Genomic DNA, 22,185 nt, shown 5'->3' with positions numbered 1-22,185 from the left:
AGTATGTTATTTTATGTCAGGCAATCTCAGCTTCATCATTGTCCAGCTTGACGGATACGAGCTTGGAAACCCCGCCTTCTTCCATCGTAACCCCATACAACACATCGGCTTCTTCCATCGTTCCCTTGCGATGTGTAACTACAATGAATTGTGTCTGCTCGGAGAATTCCCGCAAATATTGGGCAAAACGTACCACATTAGCTTCGTCCAATGCGGCCTCCACTTCATCCAGCACACAGAATGGGACAGGCTTGACATGTAAAATGGCAAACAATAGCGCCATCGCCGTTAACGCCCGCTCGCCTCCTGACAGTAGCTGCAAGTTTTGCAGTTTTTTTCCTGGCGGCTGGGCTACGATGTCAATTCCCGTCTCTAACATGCGTTCCGGGTCAATTAGCACCAGATCAGCACGTCCGCCTCCGAACAACTTGGAGAACACCGTACCAAATTCGCGCCGGATGGCATCGAAAGTGGCTTTGAAGCGTTTGGACATTTCATCATCCATTTCTCGAATAACCTGATAGAGCGTTGTCTTGGCCTCGACCAGATCAGACTTCTGCTCATCGAGAAACGTATAACGCTCATGCACACGCTGGTATTCCTCAATGGCACCCAGGTTTACTTCGCCCAATGCGGAAATACCGCGTTTGAGCCTTTGCACCTCGGCCTGCGTACCTTCTATATCTTCTGGTATCGGATAACGCTGCTTGGCCAGCTCATAGCTGAGTTCATAGTCATCACTCAATTTTTTCAGGACGTTCTCCAGCTCTACATCAAGCCGATTCACTCCAATTTCTGTCTGGCGAAGCTGTTCTTCGACAGACTTGAGCTGAACGCGTTGCTCTTTCGTCTCGTTTTCGGCCACTTCCAGCTTTTTGGACAAGCTACTGCGTGCAGCACGCTTAAATTCCAATTGCTGCGAAGCCTCTTCCTTTTTAAGCCGATACTGATTGAGATTTTCAATCTGCTTCACGCTTTCCTGCTCATTGGTCAGCAGATCAGCTTCGATGGAAGCAAGCAAGGTCTTGTTCTGTCTCGAATCCTTGCCAAGGGTATCATAATCTCCCCGTAATCTACGCAGCTGTTCTTCCAGTGAAAAACGCTCCTGATCCAGCTTTCCTTCTCTTACCTTGAGATTCGTAAGTTCTCCCTGTAACTGTTCTTTCGCAGATTCGTTGGCCTTACGGGCAAATTCAGCGGCATGGATAGCCTGGTGGGTTTTCTTCTCTTCATCCTCCAGCGCAGCTAATTTCAGCAACGCCTCTTCACGGGAAGCTTCCAGTTCCTTGATCTCCTGATCAAAACCCTTCTTCTCCTGACCAGATGCAGCCACCTGCTCCAGAACATGACGAAGCTCATGCTCCAGTTGCTTGAGTTCCATTGCTGCCTGCTGCTCTTCGCCGCGCTTCACATCGCCGCCCTGACGCAGCTCGTCCAAACGGGTCTGTGTCTCTTCCAACTGACGTTTTGCATCTACCGCGCTCTGACGCAGCCTTGCAATTTGTTGCTCCGTATCGATAATATCCTGATCAAGCTGATCCAGCTGACGTTTACGTCCAAGCAAATTGGCATTTTTCTTGAATTGGCTACCACCTGTCATGGAACCACCTGCATTGACGACATCGCCTTCCAGCGTCACGACGCGATATCTATATTGGCAACGAGCCGCAATACGGTTCGCATCTTCCAGCGTACGGGCAATAACCACATTTCCCAGAAGGCTGCCTACAATGCCAGCATACCGTTCATCATACTGAACAAGATCCGCACCAATTCCGACAAAACCCTCGGCGCCTTCCACGATTTGGCGTTCACCCGCCCCAATTTGACGCGGACGGATAACATCCATAGGCAAAAACGTCGCTCTGCCCAGCTGACGCTGCTTCAAAAAGCTGATCGCCTGTCTGGACACCGATTCATTTTCCATCACGATATGCTGCATCGAAGCGCCCAAAGCCGTTTCCATCGCCTGCTCCAAATGCTCAGGTACCCGGATCAGCTCTGCTACAGCTCCATGCACGCCATGCAGGGTTTCTTTGCGTGCCGCCTTCAGCACTTCTTTAACGCCCAGCATAAAGCCGTCGAAGTCATCCTGCATTTCCTTCATCGTATCTCGGCGTGAAATTTGGGCCTCACGTTTTTGTTCCCATTTGCGGACAGTACCCTGGCTTTCTTCCAGCAGCTTTTGCAGCGCCTGGTATTTTTCGCTTCCCTGAATATATCCGCTGCGCAGACTGCTGATTTCCTGACCAAGCTTCTGAACAGCCGTTTCCAAACCCTTTTTACGCTGTTCCAGTTCAGCTTTCTGGGCTTCCCATTTGCCGGATTCGTCACTTACGCGAGTCACCCGCCGTTCCAACGCTTCCTTCTGCTGGTCGGTATAACGGATTTCGTTACGGGCCTGTGCCATCTGATTCATCAGCTCCAGCAGTCCGCCCTTCAGGCTTTCCTCCTGCTCCTGGCTGATTCCACCTGTGACACCAATCAGCTTCGCCTCTTCGTCGGATAGCCGTTCACGCAGCTCGTCAAGCTCAACAGTCAATGCAGACAGTTTTTCGTTCAGTAGATCCAGCTCACTTTTGCGCTCGGAATGACGTGATTCGCTTGTGCTGAGCGATAAAATGAGCTGCTCCCGGTTTGCCTCCAGATTGCGTGTGCGCTCTTTTAACAGTTCGCCGTAGCCTTCGCTCTTTTCCGTAGCTTCACTGTATTGCAACAGATCCCTTTGCAGCCGTTCCACTTGCTCCTCCAGCTGACGCAGCTCGTTACGATCGCTCTCCAGCATCGCATCATGACGTGACACCACCGTAGACAGCTGTAGCTGCTCCTGCTGCAACAAAGCCAGCTTGGAAGTCGCATCGCTCCACGAGGTATGAATCTGTTCAATCTGATGGACATACATCGAAATTTCCTTCGATTTCAGTTCACCCCGCAGCTCCTTAAAGTGGATTGCCTTTTCCGACTGCTCCTTGAGCGGTCCGATCTGATCCTCCAGCTCACTGACCAAATCATGAATCCGAAGCAAATTTTGCTCCGTGTCATCCAACTTGCGAACCGCATCTTTTTTACGTGATTTATATTTCACGATACCGGACGCTTCCTCAAAAATCCCCCGGCGGTCCTCGGAACGGGTACTCAAAATCTCTTCAATGCGCCCCTGTCCGATAATGGAATAAGCTTCTTTACCAATACCTGTATCCATAAACAGCTCGGTAATATCACGGAGTCTGCATGATTGTCGGTTAATAAAATATTCACTATCTCCACTGCGATGCACACGCCGCGTGACCGTGACTTCTCCAAAATCAAGAGGCAACGCCTGATCCTCATTATCCAGCGTAAGCGACACTTCGCCGTAATTAACAGCCTTACGTGCATCACTACCCGCAAAAATAATGTCCTCCATTTTACCGCCGCGCAGTGATTTGGCGCTCTGTTCACCCAGCACCCAGCGAATACCGTCGGATATATTACTCTTTCCGCTTCCATTGGGTCCGACGACCGCTGTAATGCCGCGGACAAATTCCATCTCCGTTTTATCTGCAAACGATTTGAAGCCCGCCAGCTCAATGCGCTTTAAAAACATACTCAATCTCACCTCTAACATTTAAATATGCTTGTACAACACCGTTTACCTGGTTAACAAGAATTATCCCTATTGTAGCACAAGACTACCGCGGATAAAGCGCGGCAAAGACATACAAAGCTACAGTAGCAAAGCCACGAAAAAAGAGCAAAACGCAGTCCATTCGCCATTGCGGGCCGGGACTCCCCGCGGACTGCCCTTTGCTCTTACTTTGTGTCCCCTGCTCGTGTAACCCGTCCGGGCCGCTCAGGTACCGATTACGATTCTGCCAGTTTCAAACGGTTTAAGGCTACTGCCGCCGCCTGCTGCTCAGCTTCTTTTTTGGAGCGTCCTGTACCTGTACCCAGCCGTTCGCTGCCCATATATACCTCAGCTACAAACTCGCGCTCATGGGCAGGTCCGCGCTCCTCCACAATCTTGTATTCAAGCATCCCCATGTTATGATGCTGCGTCAGTTCCTGAAGCTCTGTTTTGAAATCACTCATCTGAAGCTTACCGTTTAACACAATTTGAGGAAAAATATAACGTTCCAGAAACGACCGGACGGCATCCAGACCCTGATCCAAATAAAGCGCGCCTACGAACGCTTCGAATACATCGGCCAACAGAGCCGGACGAGTACGTCCGCCTGTCAGCTCTTCACCTTTGCCAAGCAGTACATATTGCCCGAACTCAAGTCCGACAGCAAATTTCACCAGAGAAGGCTCACAGACAATGGCTGCACGCAGCTTGGTCAGCTCGCCTTCCGGCCGGTTAGGGTACTGATTGTACAATTGCTCGGATACGGTCAGCTCCAGAACTGCGTCGCCTAAAAATTCAAGCCGCTCATTGTCTGCATGCTGACTGAACCGATGTTCGTTTACGTAGGAAGCGTGCGTAAAGGCCTGCTTCAGAAGCTGCCGGTTGTTGAATTGAATATGAAGTTTCTGCTGTAATTGCTTCAAGTCTCCACTCAACGAACTGACCCCTTACGCTTCATATTTTTTTAGAATAACCGTAGCATTGTGACCACCAAAACCGAAGGAATTGGACATCACTACATTCAGTTTCGCTTTTCTCGGCTCGTTAGGTACATAATCAAGATCGCAAGCCGGGTCCTGATTATCCAGATTAATCGTCGGCGGAATGGTCTGATGCTGGAGAGCCAATCCGCAAATCACGGCTTCAACACCGCCAGCTGCACCCAACAAATGCCCCGTCATTGACTTGGTTGAGCTAATCGCCACTTTATAGGCGTGGTCTCCAAGCGTTTTCTTAACCGCTTCTGTTTCCGATTTGTCACCGACTGGCGTGGATGTACCATGCGCATTGATATAATCAATATCTTCAGGATTCAACCCTGCGTCGCGGATCGCCATTTTAATACAGCGTGCTGCACCATCCGGATCTGGCTCTGTCATATGATGTGCATCGCCGGACAGACCGTAGCCGATCACTTCGCCGTAAATACGTGCGCCGCGCTTCAATGCGTGCTCCAACGATTCCAGAATCAGAACACCGGAGCCTTCGCCCATAACAAATCCGTCTCTGTCTGTATCAAAAGGACGGCTTGCCTTCTCAGGCTCATCATTACGAGTGGACATCGCCCGCATCGAACAAAAGCCAGCCATTCCAATAGGACGAATAGTTGCCTCAGCTCCGCCGCAAATCATAGCGTCAGCATCACCACGCTGAATCATGCGGAACGAATCGCCGATCGCATGACTACCCGTTGCACAAGCCGTAACCGGTGATGTATTAGGTCCTTTAGCGCCGAGTGAAATCGACACTTGACCGGAACCCATATTAGCAATCATCATCGGGATAAAGAAAGGGCTTACGCGTTTAGGTCCTTTTTCAATCAGCGCATTGTGCTGATCCTCCCAGGTACCCAATCCGCCAATACCGGAGCCAACGGATACACCAACACGCTCGGCATCGGCGTTCTCTCCGATTACGAGTCCGCTATCCTTGAGTGCCAATTTACTGGCGGCAACAGCAAATTGTACAAAACGATCCATTTTTTCGGGCATCCTTGCGCTCTATATAATCCTCAGGATTAAAATCCTTAATAGAAGCCGCAATTTTCGTTGTATATTCACTGGTATCGAAAGCTTCGATTTCACTGACGCCAGATTTTCCAGCCATCAGATTATCCCACAGTGTGTTCAAATCCTGTCCCAGCGAAGTGATTACACCCATTCCTGTTATGACAACACGTTGTTTCAAAGATAATCACCTCTATGTCTACTGCATATTGTATTTCAAGGCCGTACGCTCTTGTGTGCAAAAATAATATAGAATCAACTAAAGTTAGTAATGCCGCTTACTCCCACCCTTGACTAAGTCATGCCGAGCCAAGCTCAAGAACACGCGGCAATTCCGTCTTTAGTTCAATCTGTATGATTAGGAGAAAGTCCCGCCTGTAACAGAACGGGACTTTGTTGACTTGAATTAGGTATGAGATTGTATGTACTTTACAACTTCACCTACGGTTGTAATTTTCTCTGCATCTTCATCAGAGATTTCCATATCAAACTCATCTTCCAATTCCATAACCAATTCAACTACATCGAGAGAATCAGCGCCTAAATCATCTTTGAAAGATGCTTCAAGTGTAACTTCGGCTTCGTCGGCTCCCAAACGGTCAACGACAATGCGCTTTACGCGCTCCAATACGTCGGACATCCGGCTCACCTCCTCCTTAGGTATTATACGAAAATTACAATTAAAATGCCATAGAAGAGAGTTTTCAATCACTACTCTTCTTCGGGGCATGCGGATTAGCTACATGTAGCTACATGTACATGCCGCCATCCACATGCAAAGTCTGGCCCGTCATGTATGAGGAAGCATCAGAGGCCAAAAATAGCACCACATCCGCAATTTCCTCAGGCCGTCCGAGACGGGCCAGCGGAATACCGCTGAGCATATTGTCACGCAAATCATCAGCAAGCACCTGTGTCATTTCGGTATCAATGAATCCTGGGGCTACGCAGTTGACTGTAATACCTCTCGAAGCAAGCTCCCTCGCGGACGATTTGGTAAGACCGATCACTCCTGCTTTGGCAGCCACATAGTTGGCTTGTCCTGCATTGCCGAGTACGCCGACAACGGAAGAAATATTGATGATCCGACCGGAACGCTGCTTTATCATCGGACGAGTCGCTGCCTTGAGGCAATTAAACACACCTTTCAGATTCGTTTCGATCACCTGATCGAACTCCTCTTCCTTCATACGCATGATTAAATTATCTCTTGTTATTCCGGCATTATTCACCAGAATATCGATCTTGCCCCAAGCGCCGATCACATCCTTGATTAACCGATCTGCCTCGTCGGCGCGACCGACATTAGCCTGAACCGTAATAGCTTCCACGCCTTTGGCACGAATTTGCTCCGCAACCTCTGCCGCAGCCGCTTCACTACCAGCGTAGTTTACCGCTACATTAGCGCCTGCTTCAGCCAACGCCAATGCGATACTGCGGCCGATCCCCCGTGACGCCCCTGTAACGAGCGCCGTTTTTCCACTTAATGGCTTAGACATCATCCAGCCTCCCCTTGCAAGTATATAACCGTTAAGGCGATAATTGCTACTTTTAACGGGCCTCCAAGGCTTCCGTTACCGAAACAAGCGATTCCAGGCTGCTTATATTATACAGCTTAACCGTTTTGTCGATCTTTTTAACCAGTCCGGTCAAAACACTGCCCGGTCCGAACTCGACAAAAGTGTCAACTCCCTGCTCCAGCAGCCATGCTACACTGTCTTCCCACAATACCGGGGAATAGACCTGCTCGACCAGTAGCTGGCGAATTTCGCCACCCTCACGCACAGGTTTCGCTGTGACATTGGCTACAACCGGAACCTGAGCTTTGGAGAAAGCTACGTCTTCCAGCTTGCCGGACAACTTAATCGCTGCTTCCTTCATCAACGAAGAATGAAAAGGACCACTGACCTCCAAAGTAATAGCACGTTTGCCACCCGCTTCCTTCACGCGTTCAGCGACAGCGGCTACGCCCTCCTTCGCACCGGATACGACAATCTGCCCCGGGCAGTTGATGTTCGCCAATTCGACCAGTTGACCAGATTCCGTAATATCACGGCATAGTGTCGACAGCGCTTCACGGTCGGCTCCCAGTACAGCAGCCATCCCGCCTTGTCCGTCAGGAATGGCTTGCTCCATGAACTCCCCACGAGTACGAACGATCTCAACTGCATCTTCAAATGCAAGTACGCCAGAAGCAACGAGCGCGCTGTATTCTCCAAGACTGTGTCCAGCCACGTAATCAGGGCGAATGCCCTTTTCCTTGAACGCTTCATACAACGCAATGCTCGCCGTCAACAGCGCAGGTTGCGTATTGGATGTTTGCTTCAAGGCTGTATCTGGACCTTCAAAAATCAGTGAGCTTAGCGCAAAACCCAACCGTTCGTCCGCTTGGCGGAACACTTCTCTTGCTGCAGGAACCGCTTCATAAACATCTTTAGCCATACCTACAGCTTGTGAACCCTGACCGGGAAATATAAATGCCGTTTTGCCCATCGTGTATGCACCTCTCTGTATCCAATGCTTGTCCTGTAAAGTACCAGACAAATTCAATATTGTATCAAACCCGCCGCTTTCTTACCAGACAAGAACCGACGCGCCCCAAGTCAAACCACCGCCGAAGCCCACCATTAATACCCGGTCGCCTTCCTTCATGCGACCTTCCTCGGCTGCTTCTACAAGCGCAAGAGGAATTGATGCAGCTGATGTATTCGCATATTTATGAACATTAATGATAACCTTTTCTTCCGGTAGATCCAAACGCTGCATCGCCGATTGAATAATGCGAATATTGGCTTGATGCGGAACGAACAAATCAATATCATCTTTGGAAAGCCCCGCTTTTTCAAGCACATCGACAGTTGCCGTTCCCATAACACGTACCGCGAACTTGAATACTTCGCGTCCGTTCATATAAATATAGTGTTGCTTGTTTTCCACAGTATCCGCACTCGCAGGCAAACGTGAACCGCCAGCTTCCAGCTTAAGCAATCCGCCTCCTGCTCCTTCGGCACCGAGATCAAAGGATTGGAATCCTCTACCCTCAGGTACTTCACCAATTACTACAGCTCCTGCACCGTCTCCGAAAAGAACACAAGTATTGCGGTCTGTATAATCCGTGATTCGGGAAAGACAGTCTGCCCCAATGATTAACGCATTATTATAAATGCCCGTCTTAATAAAGCTCGTCGCAGTTGCCAGCCCATATACAAACCCTGAGCATGCCGCAGACAAATCAAAAGCCGCTGCGCCTTTGGCTCCAAGCTTGTCCTGAAGAATGCAGGCAGTCGAAGGAAACGCCATGTCCGGCGTAACCGTAGCCACAATGATCAGATCCAAATCCTGTGCGGTCATACCTGCGGATGCCAATGCCTTAATCGCTGCTTCATAAGCCAGATCGGATGTGGCCTGCTCTGGAGCCGCAATGTGGCGCTCCTGAATTCCTGTACGACTGACAATCCATTCGTCACTTGTTTCCACAATTGCTTCCAAATCTTTGTTCGTCAATATTTTTTCAGGCACGTATTTCCCTGTTCCGATAACACCAACCGATCGCAAATTATTCATATCGTCACTCACTTCCTGCTGATTTCCTTGGATATACTTTCCACCAACTGGTTTTGCAAGGCCGTACGGGCCTGTCTTACCGCGTTTTTGACGGCAATGCCGTCAGATGAACCGTGACCCTTCAAGACGAGCCCGCTCAGCCCCAGCAATGGAGCGCCACCATGCTCTTTGTAGTCCAGCTTATCTTTCAAACCGCGAAGCTCACGCATAATCAGGGCCGCTGCTAGCTTGGTCTTTAAAGATTTACTAAACTGCTCCTTTAAGAGAGAAAATATCGTACCCGCCGTACCCTCCAGCGATTTCAGCATGATGTTTCCGGCGAATCCGTCACACACCAGCACATCGCAATTCCCGGTCAGAACGTCTCTGGACTCTACATTACCTACAAAATTAACAGGCAACTGCTCAATCAGAGGGAAAGCCAGTTTCGTCAGTTCATTGCCCTTCCCGGCTTCCGTCCCAACATTCAGTAAACCCACTCTGGGGGAAGCCACACCATGAACCTTTTGGCGGTACAAGCTACCCATCAGCGCATATTGGGCAAGATGTTCGGGCTTCGCGTCCATATTAGCTCCCAAGTCCAGCGCCAGCACACCCTGATCGTCAATCGTCGGAATCATCGGTGCGAGAGCAGGGCGCTCAATGCCTTCCATTCTCCCGACCACCAGCAACCCTGTCGTCATCAGCGCACCCGTATTACCTGCCGATATCATGGCATCCGCTTCGCCTTCTTTGACCATTCGGCCAGCTACGACCATCGAGGCATCCTTTTTACGTCGTACTGCCTTCACAGGCTCGTCCTGCGCATCTATCGTTTCAGATGTATGGCGAATGCTGAGATTCGCAGGCAACACTCTGCCGTTCAGCACCGATTCGATTCGTTCCCGGTCACCAACCAGCGTAATGTCTGTATCCTTCCATTCCGCCGCCGCAGATAACGCGCCCTCTACTGTCGCCTCGGGAGCATTGTCTCCCCCCATGGCATCAATGGCGATCCGCATGCTGACTTCCTCCTTCGCTATACTCTTCCTCTGTGGAGCGGTAAATGATAAAGTTCCCCTGGAACACCATTTCTTCTCCCACGTAAGCAAACACTTCCACTTTGGCTTTTCCCTTTTGCTCGGGATTTGAACGCACATATGCTTTGGCAATGCACTTTTCTCCCAAATGAACGGGGCGGACAAAGCGAATATCTGCTGAAGCGGTCAACGCTATCTCATCATTAATCACGGCAACAGCCAATGAATTGGCCTGGGCAAACACATAATGCCCCCGCGCAATGCCGGTACGTGAAAAGATATGCTCTTCTTTAATTTCAAAAATGGAAATACCGCTTCTGTCCAACTGGAGATCAACGATATCCCCGATCACTTCATGTAAAGGCAGGGAGCGAACCTGATCGTAAGAACGCTCAGCCATCAGCTTCAGTCGCTCCCGCAGCTCCGGGATACCCAATTCCATCCGATCCAGCCGAATCGTCTGAATGCTCACCTTAAGCTGTCTCGTCAGTTCCTGATCCGTTACGAACGGATTCTCATCAATTAATTGAGTCAGCCGTTGCTGTCTCTGTCTCTTTGGCAAACGTTCGATATCTGTGGCGCCTCCTTTCCCTGCAATAAACTACCGTTCAGCCGACAGTTCGGGTTACTTCACGTGCTAGCGGCGAATGCTTCATGCCGATTTGTCATCTTGTATGTATAAAGAACCCCTTCGGCCCTTCTTTCTTAGAACCTGGTACTAAAACAGTATATAGCATGCCGCCGCAAAAGAAAGTACGAAGACAAAAAAAGTAGCGCCTCACTAGAGTGAAGCGCTACTTTTCCTGCGAAGATTCCAAAGAATCCGCTTATCGGACATTATTGAGAGATAATCTCTCTAGCTTTGTACGTTCCGCAAACTTTGCACACATGGTGAGCAAGTTTCAATTCGCCGCATTCGGAGCATTTCACCATACCTGGTACTGCCAGTTTAAAGTGAGTACGACGTTTGTCGCGACGAGTTTTGGATGTTCTCCGTTGAGGTACTGCCATTATTCCCACCTCCTTAACCAGATCAACCCGTATAACGGGTGTGACTTCTTATCTCATTCAAGACTGAAGGAAACTGCCGGAAGCAGCTAACTCACAGCCGGTGAATCAAGCCTGCAACATCCATGCGTCGATTAACTCCTCCGCACAAGTGGATGATGATTTGTCAGAATTGAACTCAATTCTCATTTAAAAAAATCCTTAAGCCCTGCCAGACGCGGATCAATCTTTTGCGTATCATCATCGGTACTGTCATCGGAGCCAACGCTCCAGTTTTGTCCGGCCGCAGGAGCGATCCCCTGACAATCCTCACTGCACACAGGCGCAAATGGCACGTGCAGTACAAACAGCTCTTCACAATACGGTGCAATATCGAAGGAATCCCCCGTCACTGCGATAAATTCGCCATCTTCATCCTCCTCTTCGCCAACCGAAGAGGTTTGCTTGAACCGTTCACGGAATTCAATCATCAAATCCTCGTGCATCGGACTCAAACAGCGTGAGCACAGCATGTCCAGACCTGCGGTCAACGTGCCTTCCACGCTCATCAAGCCTTGACCCAGACTAACGGCGACCAAATCGGTCTCCAGCGGGGAAACGGCCGTAACATCAGGACGATCATCCACCAATTCACTCACATTAAGAGCTTCACGGATCGGAAAAGGACCATCACTTGTTGCTACTTTGCGAAAAAATAGTTGCATCACTATCACTCCAAACAAACAAAAATTATTATACCGACTGATCGAGTCGTTTGTCAACACCTTTCACTTTACACCTCTCACAAATCTCATCGGTTTTCCAATGGTTTCGCAAGTTTTATGCGAAAGCGAAAATACGTTGCGGATCATGTACCTGTGAGTATTCGTACCCCCGCCACTCTTCGTGTACAATAATGCGAGTATAAAGCTTTTTTCTCCAGGTCTCAATGGCCTTGTTCATTTCCGATCACGAAAAAGCAGCATCGCTGCCCCTAAGAACAATCATTAGCTGATGGATAACCATCATTTCTAGGATAGTCACCAGACTAGCAACAAAAGAAAGGAGCCGACGTACAGCCTTGAAAACCCTCGGTATTATTGTAGAATACAACCCGCTGCATAACGGTCACACTCATCACTGGAAGGAGTCTCTTCGCATCACTGGCGCACAGCGCACGGTGGCTGTGATGAGCGGTCCCTTCCTCCAGCGGGGGGAACCCGCGATTGTGGACAAATGGTCCCGCACCGAAATGGCACTTGCCATGGGTGTGGACCTGGTTTTGGAGCTGCCTGTGGCCTATGCCGTCCAGCCCGCAGAATGGTTCGCCCACGGGGCGGTCGCCCTGCTCCGCGCCACTGGCGTCGTCGACGCGCTCTGCTTCGGCAGCGAGAGCGGCGACATCGCCCCGCTGCGAGCGCTGGCCCGCGTGCTGGCGGCGGAGCCTGCCGAGCTCAAGGCCGGCATCGCGCAGCGCCTGAGCAGCGGCGCAAGCTATCCCGCCGCTTACGCGGGGGCCGCAGCCGCGCTCGCGGCTGAAGGGACGGACGGCGCTGCGCTAGCCGCCCTCATGCAGCAGCCCAACAATACGTTGGGGCTGCATTACTTGATTGCGCTGGAACGGCTGGACAGCGCAATCAAGCCCTTCACCGTAGCCCGCACGGGATCGGGCTACCACGAAGCCGTGGCCCCCGCGGACGGAGTCATCGCCAGCGCCACGGCCATCCGCCGTCTGCTGCTGGACGGCGGGCCGGAGGCCGCGTCGCCGTACATGCCTGCGGCGACGCTGGAGATTTTACGGCGCGAATGGCAAGCCGGACGCGCGCCGCTGCAATGGGAAGCGTTCAGCCAGCCGTTGCTGAACGCTCTCATCACGCGCAGCCCTCAGCAGCTGGCGGAGCTGCACGAAGTTACCGAAGGGCTGGAGCATCGCCTGCGGCAATCGCTGTACACGCTGCCCCAGCCCTCCGTAGAGGCATTACTAGCCGCCGTCAAGACAAAGCGCTACACGCGTACGAAGCTTCAACGTATGTTCACACATATTTTACTGAATCATGCCAAGGCGGATATGGCTCCCTCCGAGTTGGCGAAAGCCCCCGGCTATATCCGCGTGCTCGGCTTTAACGGTGCCGGACGCGAGCTGCTGGCCCGGATGAAGCAGACAGCCACCCTTCCGGTATGGGTCAAGCTGTCAGCCGGATCGCATCCCCATCTGGACTGGGATACAGCCGCAGCCGCCATACACGCGGCCGGAATGCCACGTCCCGCCATCCGTGACATGTATGCCGATTACTTGCGGCCGCCCGTCATGGTTTGATCGGGAGCTTTTCCATATAAGTTAACGCATCGTCAAGCTTGCGAACCGGAACGAGCTTCATCTTGGTTCCGATTTGCTCGGCTTTGGCCTTGGCTTCCTTATAATTGTCCGCCGGGACGAAAAACAATTCAGCACCCTGACGGTCAGCGGCGACAATTTTATACTTTGCACCGCCGATCGCTCCAACTTTACCGCTCTTATCAATCGTACCCGTACCGGCAACACGATATCCCTTGCTCAGATCACCCGGTGTCAGTTGGTTATAGATCTCCATCGTAAACATCAAACCAGCCGAGGGTCCGCCTACATCTGTTGACGTAAAATGAATCGTTTTACGTTCATCCTTCGGCTCTACTTTCTGAACCGTGGCAATGCTGACTCCAAAACCGGGTCGTTGCTTGCCCGTCTCGCTGTCTGTGATGGTCATTAATGGAGCTTGCACCGTCAGCAGCTTGCCATCACGTTTTAGCTTCACTTTGGCCATGGTTCCTGCCTTTTCATCCTCCAAGGCGTTTCGGATGGAACGATTATCCGCCACCTTCACCCCGTTCAGCTCCAGAATTTCATCTCCGGGATGAAACATACTATTTGAGCCGGGCACCTTAAATACATACACATAATCCGGCACAATGCGATAAGGAATATCGGCCCGGGCATAAGCAGCCTCCATCGCAGAAGACTGGGAATCTCCCATATACCACACCTGCTCTGCTGCATATTCGTCTTCGCTCCTGCCGTGCAGTCGATCCTCCTTGCGCTGAATCTCCGAATTGGCATCCAGCTTCGATATACCCAGCATAATGACATTAGCGTAACGCGCAGATACCGTCGTCATCATAAAGGTCCCCCGTTCGCTTCGGTCGCCTTCCTGAATGGTTACCATCGGCTTGATTTCATTTGCCCCACCGGGTCCATAGATCAGATATGGGGTTGGCATATATACCAGCACATAGACCATAGCGGCCAGGATCAGAACATATCCGGTTGTAAAAAAAGCTCTATTCTGGTTTATTCGCTTCATCGGTTCTCCCCCCTCACAGCCTTAACTTCTCCTATCTCATCGAAACCAACTCTGCGCCGCCTGTTCTCAATTCTTACAAAAAAGCATATTGTTTACCGACAGCGTGTACGAGCACCCTGCGGCGATTACAAACGCGAACAAGCGCTAGAACAACATACGATGCACTCTAATATATTTATGCACGATGAGATTCGTTTTTTAAAATGTTAAATCATATCACTTCCAGAGAGGTGAAACCTTTGCTACAAAAGGAAGCACATTCCGCTCCCTATTGGACAACCCTGTTGCTTGGCCTTGGGGCCATTCTGCTTGTGCTGGCTGTTGTCGCCTCACCGGAAGAGGTGTTCCAAGCCTCTGCCCAAGGGCTTAAGCTATGGTGGAGCATTATTTTTCCGGCCATGCTCCCTTTTTTGATGCTGTCCGAAATGCTTGTAGCCTTCGGTCTGGTGCATGGGCTTGGCGTCATTCTGGAGCCGTTCATGCGCTCCTGGTTCCGTCTTCCGGGGCGAAGCGGCTGGGTGCTGGCCCTAGGCCTGACCGCCGGATTTCCGGCTACTGCGGAAGCTGTGCGCCAATGGGCACAGCAGGAGGATATGACCAAGCGCCAGCTTAGACGACTGACCGCTATCGCTCATTTCTGCAATCCGATTACCATCCTGCTCGTTATCGGAACAGGATTGTTGCATAATGCTGCTGTAGGCGTCATGCTGCTTGCCGTTCACTGGATCTCCGGCCTATTGGCGGGATGGATTACAGTCAGACTGACTGCATCCTCAAAAGAATCGCAAAAACGGGAAACGCCAGTCGCCCTCCGGCGAACCTCTGTTTCCCGTACTTCTACCACTCTCATCCGGTCCGCATGGGACGCCACACGTTCTGCCAGAGAACGGGACGGCCGCAGCTTCGGAAAGCTGCTGGGCGAAACCGTATCCCATGCTGTACAGACGCTTATGGTGACAGGTGGATTCATTATTTTCTTTTCCGTGCTGATTCGGTTGCTATCCATGTACTCAGGCCAAGGAATATTTTCTTTCATATGGCCCGCCTGGATGGAACTTCATCTCGGTTCCTATGAAATCAGCCGCCTGCCGTATGATCTCCGCACACAAGCGGCTCTGATCAGCGCCGTACTAGGTTGGGGAGGGCTATGCGGCTGGCTCCAAATCACAGCTGTCACCAAACCATCGGACAAAGGCATCACGTTCACCATATCCAGGGTGCTTCATAGCATCATCGCCTTTGTGCTTACACTCGTCGCATGGACGCCTCTTAGCCGTATGACAAGCAATACACTTCCCGCTTATGTTAGCCGTAGCTCTGTTTCTTCCTTCGCGGAAGGCGGTTATGATCCCGCCGCGCATTCCATCATGGCGGAGAGCAGCAACCTGTGGACACAGTTGGAAAGTCCGTCGCTGTATCCCTGGCAACTAACCGTGTTGTCTATTGCGCTTCTGGGCGCGATTATACTTACACTGCTTGTCATTTCCTTTATTGCTTCATGGTGGAGCCGCCGCGCTTGGCGTTGACCTTGGCACGCAGCGCATCCTCGACCTCAGGAGCCACCAGATCTACGACCTTGCCGTCAAAATGGGCGATTTCCTTCACCATACTGGAACTCAGATATGAATAAGTCGGGTTCGTCATCATAAAGATCGTTTCGGCATCCGGGTTCAGCTTATGGTTTGTGGAAGCCAATTGAAGCTCGTATTCAAAATCTGTCACTGACCGGATTCCTCTGACGATAACCTGAGCCCCTTTTTCACGTACATAATTGGCTGTCAGGTCACGGAAGCTGTCCACCTCAATGTTCGGAATATCGCGGGTTACCGTCCGCAGCAGCTCCATTCGCTCCTCCAGAGAAAACAGTGGATTTTTACTAATATTGTTAAGTACCGCGACAATCAGCAGATCAAACTGCCTCGCCGCTCTTTGAATAATATCCTGATGCCCCATCGTCACGGGATCAAAGGTCCCCGGATATACGGCAATACGTGGTTTGTGCTCAGTCATGATGGTCCTCCCCGCCTGATTCGGCTATACCATATTTTTCCATTCCAGCCTCAGTATGTTCTGTATCGTCCTGTTGCTTTGCTGCAAAGCGGTAGATAGATAACGTTGTTTCGCCATAGACCGCTTTTCTGACCTGTTCGAACGGCCCAAAGCTTTCCGGGTACTCATGTCCCGATTCATACTCCAGCACAATGACTGCCTCAGAACAAAGCAAGTCCAGTTCAGCCATACGGCTCATCAATTCATCACCATGCTTGAGACGATAGGGCGGGTCCAGAAAAAACAGCATCAAAAAGAGCTCCACGTTTTGCCAGCGCTTTGAGCGCTCGTCCGGCATCATTGCGGAACACTTCAGCCTGTCCTTCCAATCCGGTTTTTCGCAAATTTTCTTTAATGACATCAATACTTTTCGATTCCATATCAATAAAGACTGCCTTGTCCATTCCTCGGCTAAGCGCCTCTATACCCAGGCCGCCGCTGCCTGCAAACAGATCAAGCGCGACTCCCCCCCTCAAAATAAGGACCTATCATGCTAAATAGCGCTTCCTTGACCTTATCCGTGGTCGGCCGCGTCCCTGTGCCGGGAACTGCCTTTAACGGCCTTCCTTTGGCACTACCCGATACCACTCTCACGCTGAAACTCACCTATTTTCTATATGTGTTCATAACCATATAAAGATTATGACGTTATCGTACCACATGGATCGCCGTTTGAAAAACGCAGGATTTGAGGAGGTATAAAAAACCATATCGTGGGCATCCTTAGGATATCGGCATTCAACCAATGTCGTAGACAACCGCGGAGAAGACTTACGTTTCCCCATAAGCTCTTCGTCCGGTTTCTCCTCTCCCATTCGGGCGCTCTTATTGGAGCGCCTGATTTTTTTTGCAAAAAAAGAAGCTGCTCACTGGCAGCCTATGTATATAAGGAAATGAAGTTATACTATTTAAGCAGCTCCTCGGGCGTATCTCCCTGATAGACATACACATAACTCGCTACCGATACAGCAAATGCAGCAAACATAGACAACGAGGTCGCCAGACCATATACGATTTTTTTCACCATTTTCCTCACCTCCTTTTCCGAATCAACGTCAGGCTCTGGACTAGAAAAGCAACAGCCACTACAGAGGAACCGATTACAAAATTAGTACATACAAGCAGGGAAGATAACAGTCGCAGGAGGGGATAAAACCGGGATGGAATGCGAGACTGCTTTTCAATTCTGGACGGGGCAAACCATAGGACAAGAAGCAGGGATAATCCGGTGAAGAGGTTTGTCCACCAATCATGTAAAGAGATACAGGATATGGCTGTAAAAGCTACAGAGGTCGCCACAACACATGCCATCCCTGTTTTTAGATGGATCCCTCCTGATATTTGGCGCAACAAGGCAAAAGCCACCAGAATCGTCACAGCTTCTGCCGTCCGCCCGGTAACGAACGAGGCAACTAAGGTCAGCACAATAATCATGGAAGCATTAATAATGAGAGCTAGCGCATATTTAAGCACCGGGATGGAGGCCGGATGATCCGGCACAGTCCGTTTGATCTGGTTAGCAAGCTTGAAAGCCATGGTTTCAATCATCCCGATATTCCTTTCCAATCGCATAATAGATGAAGAATCCCGATACCAGTGCAAAAAACATCATATTTAACCATACTTCGTTGTAGTACAGCACGATAGAGGTGGATATGAGAGATAAAATAATGAGCGTAATCACAATGCCGTATTCAGCTTTAAATTTAAGCTTTTTGAAATTAGCGGCAAACCCGATGCCTTTTCGATACAAAATAAATGTAATGAGCAGTCCTGCCACCGCACTTATCGTTTGCAGCAGATAGCCCTTCAAGGAACCGCCCTGTAGCTCAGAGACTGGCAGGCTCCCGAACATCACTTTTAAAAGCACCGACTGAATAACCGCATAAGCAAAATAACCGGTAACCGTCATAATGCCTGACCACACAATCGGAATTTTCACCACCGTAGCGAGCAAAAAAATAAAAAGCAGCATGTTAATGACAGGCACCAGATAAGTGAGGGAAAATTCTTCTCTCAGCAAATAGCTTTGCAGGTTCATAATCAGGTTCACAAAAATCGCTTGCCATACATAAGGAGTCATTTTAACTTTAAAAATACTAAGAATGAGCGTAAACACCGCCACTCCTTCAAGCGTGGAAAAAAGCAAAAAGCCGACAGGCTTCTCAAGCATACATGCATCTCCTTTTCAATTCCAACAAATCTCATCGGTGTATTCAAAAAACTTGGATGTACATCGAATATAAAGGGCTGCGACCTACTTTTCAAGAGGTCTTTTCAATGATTTGATAGATTTCTTTAAGCACTTCAACGAAATGTTATCGGATGCAGAAGGAAGCTACAGCTCAAGCAACACTTTCCTTGACCGAATCTTCCTGTGAGCGCACAGACTTCATACGTGATATGATCTTTTTTCCCCAACGGATGCCGGGTTGCTCGATCCATGAATAGGTGAGCCAGGACAAACCTGTGGTCAACAGCAGTGTCATAACAAACATAAGGGTCAAATTAACAACGGGGGAAAATGGTAGCTCAATCTGGCTTACAATCTCCAAAGCAAGCATATGCGTCAAATACATACTGTAGCTAAGGCAGCCGATCCATGACCATCCCCGGTTTAACAGCCAAAATGGCTGCCAGTGATACAAAGCATAGGCTCCCAGCAGCAACAGGACACCGATGAGATAATCCGTCATACCTGCACAAAGAGCAAACAGTATGGAGCCAAGCAGCAATACGCCGCTGAACCGGTCCACACTTTTCCAATGCCGCTCGTCTTTCCATATCAGGAACAACAATATACCCAGTCCGAAGACAGGCAGTTGGTTCGGAAACCATAAATACAGATAATGCCCCCACAACGGGTGATCACTGATCCATGGAGCATTCGCAAACACCGTGTTCAGCCCAAAACTCAGTAGGAGCGTGCCCATCACAAACCAGGCAGCATGCCGGATCGATCGGATCAGTTTAAATAATAACGGCACGCACAGATAAAACATACATTCCACCGCAATGGACCATTCCACACCGATGATGCTGTTGATCCAGTACAGATTCAGGCCATTCAGAAACAAGATATGAGCTACGATATTCGCGACAGTGACTCCTTCCTGATCCCCAAGCCAGAAACGGGGCCCTGTCCCGTTCACAACCAAATAGATGATTAACATAACGTAATACAAGGGAGCAATTCGAAAAAAACGACGCACCAGATACGCCGAGACACGCTCTTTTCTGTCACCCGAACGTCTGCTCAAAGACAGAAAGAGTGTAAAAGCACTGGCCAGATAAAATAAAGCGACCCCTTTCGCTCCCAAGCTCAAACCCTTTTGCAACCATCCGTTTAATCCATCCACGTGCTGGCTGACATGTACAAGCAACACGCCCATAATTGCCAGCGCTCTCAGCGTATCTACAAATTGCAGCTTGTTATGTTCCGTTTCACCCTTGGTTCCTGGCATCGTAACCCTCCATATCCATTCTCTCAGGATACATTTTGTATCTATAATACACAAAACGTATCGTTAAAGTAAATATGTCGGTATGAAAAAAAAACACCCTCCAGCCGCAATGACATGCGGCCAGAAGATGTTCATTTTTCATGCTATAAACGCCTGTTTCCTTCCCTTGCAAGGACTATTATAACGATTTATTTGTTTAAATGAAATGGCACAGTCGTTACGATGACGTCTTTATAATTGATCAGATAAGCTCTCATCAGCAAGCTGGTCTGGTTGTGCAAAATATTTTCCCACCAGTGCTTCGTGATGAATTGCGGAATAAGGACGGTAATATGATCTTCGTCCGCTTTTTTCCACTCCACCGTATCAATGAACTTGCGAAGCGGATTGATAATGCTCCGATAACGGGATTTCAGCACCACCAATCGGATACCTACATCCCACTCTTCCCATTTTTGCTCCATCTTGCGGATCGCTTCATCATCAACACCTACATATACTGCAACCACATTATCCGACAAGGTCTTGGCATAGCTGATGGTATTCATCACGACCCGTGTAATACCAGCCACCGGAATAATGATCGTATTGCCTTTGACCATAGGTTTATCCTTCGTAATGTCGATCCGCAGCTGCTCGGCTGTATTTTTGTAATGTCCATTGATCTTCATAAAGAAATACAGTACCAGCGGCAGGAAGATAAACACCATCCAAACCTGACTAAACTTAGTGAAAATAAAGATAAGCGTAATGGACAGCGTGGTCAGCATCCCAACCGTATTAATAGCAAGCTTGACGACCCAGCCTGACGGCTTGAGACGAATCCAGCGAATCATCATTCCGAGCTGAGAGAGAGTAAACGGGATAAATACCCCTACAGCATAAAGCGGAATCAGATTTCCCGTATTGCCGCCAAATACGATAACCAGCAAGGCTGAGAAGATACTCAGAAACAGAATACCGTTCGAGTAACCAAGCCGATCTCCGCGAACCATGAACATATGCGGCATGTATTTGTCTTTAGCCAGCATAAATGCGAGTAACGGAAAGGCCGAATAGGCTGTATTCGCCGCCAAAAACAAGATCAGCGCCGTCACGCCCTGAATGATGTAATACATCACACCACGCCCGAAAGTGGCGTTCGCAATTTGCGAAATGACCGTTTCATGCGGATTTGGACGAACACCATACCAATAAGCCAGCAGGCTGATTCCGATGAACATACACCCGAGAATCAAGCCCATCATCATCAGCGTAGTTGCCGCATTTTTGGCAGCAGGCTTGCGGAAGTTCGGAATGGCATTCGAAACAGCCTCTACCCCGGTTAGCGCCGAGCAACCTGAGCTGAACGCCTTCAGCAGCAGAAACAGACTGACGTTGGATACCGTAGCTCCAAATTGCGGTGCCGCAGCATGGGCTCCTCCTGCCAAGTAATGGATGAAACCGCTAATAATCAGGACAAAGATCGAAACCACAAACAAATAAATCGGTGCAGCCAGCACCGAGGCGGATTCCGTTACCCCGCGCAAGTTCATAATGGTCAAAAAGATGATCATGATCAGTGCAATCGCAATCCGATGATCATGCAATGATGGAAACGCCGATGTTATGGCATCTGTACCCGCCGACGAGCTAACTGCTACCGTTAGAATATAATCGACCAGCAAAGATCCGCCTGCAATCAGACTCGGTGCCCTGCCCAAATTGTCCTGAGCGACGATATAGGCGCCACCACCACCGGGATAGGAAAAAATAGTCTGTCTGTAGGACAGGATCAGAATAACCAGCAATCCCAATACCGCGATGGATATAGGAATGGAATACCATAGGGCAGCGAAGCCCGCTGTAATCAAAACAAGCAGAATTTGCTCCGTTCCGTAAGCTACAGAAGACAACGCATCCGAGGACAGGATGGCCAGAGCCTTAAGCTTGTTTAGTTTCTCATCTTCAAGAGCCGTCGATTTTCGTGGACGACCGATTAGTAATCTTTTGACTTTACTCAGCATTTCGTTAACTCCTTCTTTGGATGAGGGTTTTGCAGAAGAACTTTGGATCATATGTTATTATGTCACCTGAACCTCAGATTGATGAAACAAATGAACTATTATTTTATACTCCCTCATCCGAAAAAAAACAATAAGGAATGCTCCC

General features: G+C 49.6%; 19 protein-coding genes and 2 pseudogenes. 2 read left to right on the top strand and 19 right to left on the bottom strand.

The genetic code is table 11. The annotated features are described in order from the left end of the window. Nucleotides 1–16 precede the first annotated feature (16 nt). The 11 genes and pseudogenes from smc to QMK20_RS10050 all read right to left on the bottom strand — a co-directional run bounded on the left by smc (nt 17) and on the right by QMK20_RS10050 (nt 11,908). Nucleotides 17–3,586, bottom strand: a complete 3,570-nt coding sequence (gene smc / locus QMK20_RS10100; protein ID WP_283655607.1) for a chromosome segregation protein SMC — start codon at nt 3,584–3,586, stop codon at nt 17–19. Between the two features lie 257 nt (nt 3,587–3,843). Further along, complete coding sequence (gene rnc, locus QMK20_RS10095) at nt 3,844–4,542, bottom strand: ribonuclease III (RefSeq protein WP_283655606.1); 699 nt, start codon at nt 4,540–4,542, stop codon at nt 3,844–3,846. Between the two features lie 12 nt (nt 4,543–4,554). Beyond that, nucleotides 4,555–5,794, bottom strand: a pseudogene (gene fabF / locus QMK20_RS10090) (beta-ketoacyl-ACP synthase II). A 225-nt stretch (nt 5,795–6,019) separates the two neighbouring features. Next, nucleotides 6,020–6,253, bottom strand: coding sequence for an acyl carrier protein (locus QMK20_RS10085; RefSeq protein WP_007429985.1), 234 nt, complete (start codon nt 6,251–6,253; stop codon nt 6,020–6,022). 109 nt (nt 6,254–6,362) lie between these two features. Then, on the bottom strand, nt 6,363–7,112 hold the full coding sequence (gene fabG, locus QMK20_RS10080) for a 3-oxoacyl-[acyl-carrier-protein] reductase (protein WP_283655605.1): 750 nt from the start codon (nt 7,110–7,112) through the stop codon (nt 6,363–6,365). A gap of 52 nt (nt 7,113–7,164) precedes the next feature. Further along, on the bottom strand, nt 7,165–8,106 hold the full coding sequence (gene fabD, locus QMK20_RS10075) for an ACP S-malonyltransferase (RefSeq protein ID WP_283655604.1): 942 nt from the start codon (nt 8,104–8,106) through the stop codon (nt 7,165–7,167). Between the two features lie 81 nt (nt 8,107–8,187). Further along, nucleotides 8,188–9,177, bottom strand: coding sequence for a beta-ketoacyl-ACP synthase III (locus QMK20_RS10070; RefSeq protein WP_044644902.1), 990 nt, complete (start codon nt 9,175–9,177; stop codon nt 8,188–8,190). 8 nt (nt 9,178–9,185) lie between these two features. Beyond that, nucleotides 9,186–10,178: a phosphate acyltransferase PlsX gene (gene plsX, locus QMK20_RS10065; protein WP_283655603.1), complete on the bottom strand. Its 993-nt coding sequence runs from the start codon at nt 10,176–10,178 to the stop codon at nt 9,186–9,188. Next, nucleotides 10,162–10,758 carry a transcription factor FapR gene (gene fapR / locus QMK20_RS10060; RefSeq protein ID WP_044644904.1) on the bottom strand — a complete coding sequence of 199 codons (597 nt, stop codon included), beginning with the start codon at nt 10,756–10,758 and terminating at the stop codon, nt 10,162–10,164. Before fapR ends, plsX begins: the two co-directional genes overlap by 17 nt. A 275-nt stretch (nt 10,759–11,033) precedes the next feature. Next, the gene (rpmF, locus tag QMK20_RS10055; protein WP_007429979.1) at nt 11,034–11,207 is read right to left on the bottom strand and encodes a 50S ribosomal protein L32; all 174 of its coding nucleotides are present in this window, start codon (nt 11,205–11,207) and stop codon (nt 11,034–11,036) included. A gap of 182 nt (nt 11,208–11,389) precedes the next feature. Beyond that, nucleotides 11,390–11,908, bottom strand: a complete 519-nt coding sequence (locus QMK20_RS10050) for a YceD family protein (protein ID WP_283655602.1) — start codon at nt 11,906–11,908, stop codon at nt 11,390–11,392. A gap of 356 nt (nt 11,909–12,264) precedes the next feature. Between QMK20_RS10050 and QMK20_RS10045 the strand changes: the two genes are divergently transcribed. Beyond that, on the top strand, nt 12,265–13,500 hold the full coding sequence (locus QMK20_RS10045) for a nucleotidyltransferase (protein ID WP_283655601.1): 1,236 nt from the start codon (nt 12,265–12,267) through the stop codon (nt 13,498–13,500). On the opposite strand, the gene QMK20_RS10040 is transcribed toward QMK20_RS10045, so the two are convergent. Next, nucleotides 13,490–14,521, bottom strand: a complete 1,032-nt coding sequence (locus QMK20_RS10040) for a YlbL family protein (RefSeq protein WP_283655600.1) — start codon at nt 14,519–14,521, stop codon at nt 13,490–13,492. The genes QMK20_RS10045 and QMK20_RS10040 overlap by 11 nt on opposite strands. Nucleotides 14,522–14,751: 230 nt before the next feature. Here QMK20_RS10040 and QMK20_RS10035 point away from each other — a divergent pair, with 230 nt between their 5' ends. Beyond that, a complete protein-coding gene (locus QMK20_RS10035; protein WP_283656242.1) occupies nt 14,752–16,047 on the top strand; it encodes a nucleoside recognition protein in 1,296 nt (431 codons plus the stop codon). On the opposite strand, the gene coaD is transcribed toward QMK20_RS10035, so the two are convergent. The 7 genes and pseudogenes from coaD to QMK20_RS10000 all read right to left on the bottom strand — a co-directional run bounded on the left by coaD (nt 16,010) and on the right by QMK20_RS10000 (nt 22,040). Next, on the bottom strand, nt 16,010–16,531 hold the full coding sequence (gene coaD, locus QMK20_RS10030) for a pantetheine-phosphate adenylyltransferase (RefSeq protein ID WP_283655599.1): 522 nt from the start codon (nt 16,529–16,531) through the stop codon (nt 16,010–16,012). The genes QMK20_RS10035 and coaD overlap by 38 nt on opposite strands. Beyond that, nucleotides 16,524–17,164 (bottom strand): annotated as a pseudogene (gene rsmD / locus QMK20_RS10025) (16S rRNA (guanine(966)-N(2))-methyltransferase RsmD). The gene coaD and the pseudogene rsmD overlap by 8 nt, the downstream one beginning before the upstream one ends. A 310-nt stretch (nt 17,165–17,474) precedes the next feature. After that, nucleotides 17,475–17,597, bottom strand: a complete 123-nt coding sequence (locus QMK20_RS10020; RefSeq protein WP_014281032.1) for a cyclic lactone autoinducer peptide — start codon at nt 17,595–17,597, stop codon at nt 17,475–17,477. A 5-nt stretch (nt 17,598–17,602) separates the two neighbouring features. Further along, the gene (locus QMK20_RS10015; RefSeq protein WP_349361934.1) at nt 17,603–18,118 is read right to left on the bottom strand and encodes an accessory gene regulator ArgB-like protein; all 516 of its coding nucleotides are present in this window, start codon (nt 18,116–18,118) and stop codon (nt 17,603–17,605) included. After that, the gene (locus QMK20_RS10010; protein ID WP_283655597.1) at nt 18,111–18,743 is read right to left on the bottom strand and encodes a hypothetical protein; all 633 of its coding nucleotides are present in this window, start codon (nt 18,741–18,743) and stop codon (nt 18,111–18,113) included. Before QMK20_RS10010 ends, QMK20_RS10015 begins: the two co-directional genes overlap by 8 nt. A 172-nt stretch (nt 18,744–18,915) precedes the next feature. Further along, nucleotides 18,916–20,034: an acyltransferase family protein gene (locus QMK20_RS10005; RefSeq protein WP_283655596.1), complete on the bottom strand. Its 1,119-nt coding sequence runs from the start codon at nt 20,032–20,034 to the stop codon at nt 18,916–18,918. Between the two features lie 188 nt (nt 20,035–20,222). Continuing rightward, nucleotides 20,223–22,040, bottom strand: coding sequence for an APC family permease (locus QMK20_RS10000; protein ID WP_044644914.1), 1,818 nt, complete (start codon nt 22,038–22,040; stop codon nt 20,223–20,225). Between the last annotated feature and the right edge of the window lie 145 nt (nt 22,041–22,185).

The organism is Paenibacillus sp. RC334 (assembly GCF_030034735.1).
Lineage (GTDB): Bacteria > Bacillota > Bacilli > Paenibacillales > Paenibacillaceae > Paenibacillus > Paenibacillus terrae_A.
This window is presented reverse-complemented; position numbering and strand designations above follow the sequence as displayed.

Excerpts from the sequence above, each read along its gene's own strand:
- QMK20_RS10005 (WP_283655596.1), bottom strand. The coding sequence starts at position 20,034 with ATGCCAGGAACCAAGGGTGAAACGGAACATAACAAGCTGCAATTTGTA.
- QMK20_RS10015 (WP_349361934.1), bottom strand. The coding sequence starts at position 18,118 with ATGATTGAAACCATGGCTTTCAAGCTTGCTAACCAGATCAAACGGACT.
- rpmF (WP_007429979.1), bottom strand. The coding sequence starts at position 11,207 with ATGGCAGTACCTCAACGGAGAACATCCAAAACTCGTCGCGACAAACGT.
- smc (WP_283655607.1), bottom strand. The coding sequence starts at position 3,586 with ATGTTTTTAAAGCGCATTGAGCTGGCGGGCTTCAAATCGTTTGCAGAT.
- QMK20_RS10085 (WP_007429985.1), bottom strand. The coding sequence starts at position 6,253 with ATGTCCGACGTATTGGAGCGCGTAAAGCGCATTGTCGTTGACCGTTTG.
- QMK20_RS10010 (WP_283655597.1), bottom strand. The coding sequence starts at position 18,743 with ATGCTTGAGAAGCCTGTCGGCTTTTTGCTTTTTTCCACGCTTGAAGGA.
- QMK20_RS10040 (WP_283655600.1), bottom strand. The coding sequence starts at position 14,521 with ATGAAGCGAATAAACCAGAATAGAGCTTTTTTTACAACCGGATATGTT.
- QMK20_RS10020 (WP_014281032.1), bottom strand. The coding sequence starts at position 17,597 with ATGGTGAAAAAAATCGTATATGGTCTGGCGACCTCGTTGTCTATGTTT.
- QMK20_RS10000 (WP_044644914.1), bottom strand. The coding sequence starts at position 22,040 with ATGCTGAGTAAAGTCAAAAGATTACTAATCGGTCGTCCACGAAAATCG.
- fabG (WP_283655605.1), bottom strand. The coding sequence starts at position 7,112 with ATGTCTAAGCCATTAAGTGGAAAAACGGCGCTCGTTACAGGGGCGTCA.
- plsX (WP_283655603.1), bottom strand. The coding sequence starts at position 10,178 with ATGCGGATCGCCATTGATGCCATGGGGGGAGACAATGCTCCCGAGGCG.
- QMK20_RS10050 (WP_283655602.1), bottom strand. The coding sequence starts at position 11,908 with ATGCAACTATTTTTTCGCAAAGTAGCAACAAGTGATGGTCCTTTTCCG.
- coaD (WP_283655599.1), bottom strand. The coding sequence starts at position 16,531 with ATGACTGAGCACAAACCACGTATTGCCGTATATCCGGGGACCTTTGAT.
- fabD (WP_283655604.1), bottom strand. The coding sequence starts at position 8,106 with ATGGGCAAAACGGCATTTATATTTCCCGGTCAGGGTTCACAAGCTGTA.
- QMK20_RS10070 (WP_044644902.1), bottom strand. The coding sequence starts at position 9,177 with ATGAATAATTTGCGATCGGTTGGTGTTATCGGAACAGGGAAATACGTG.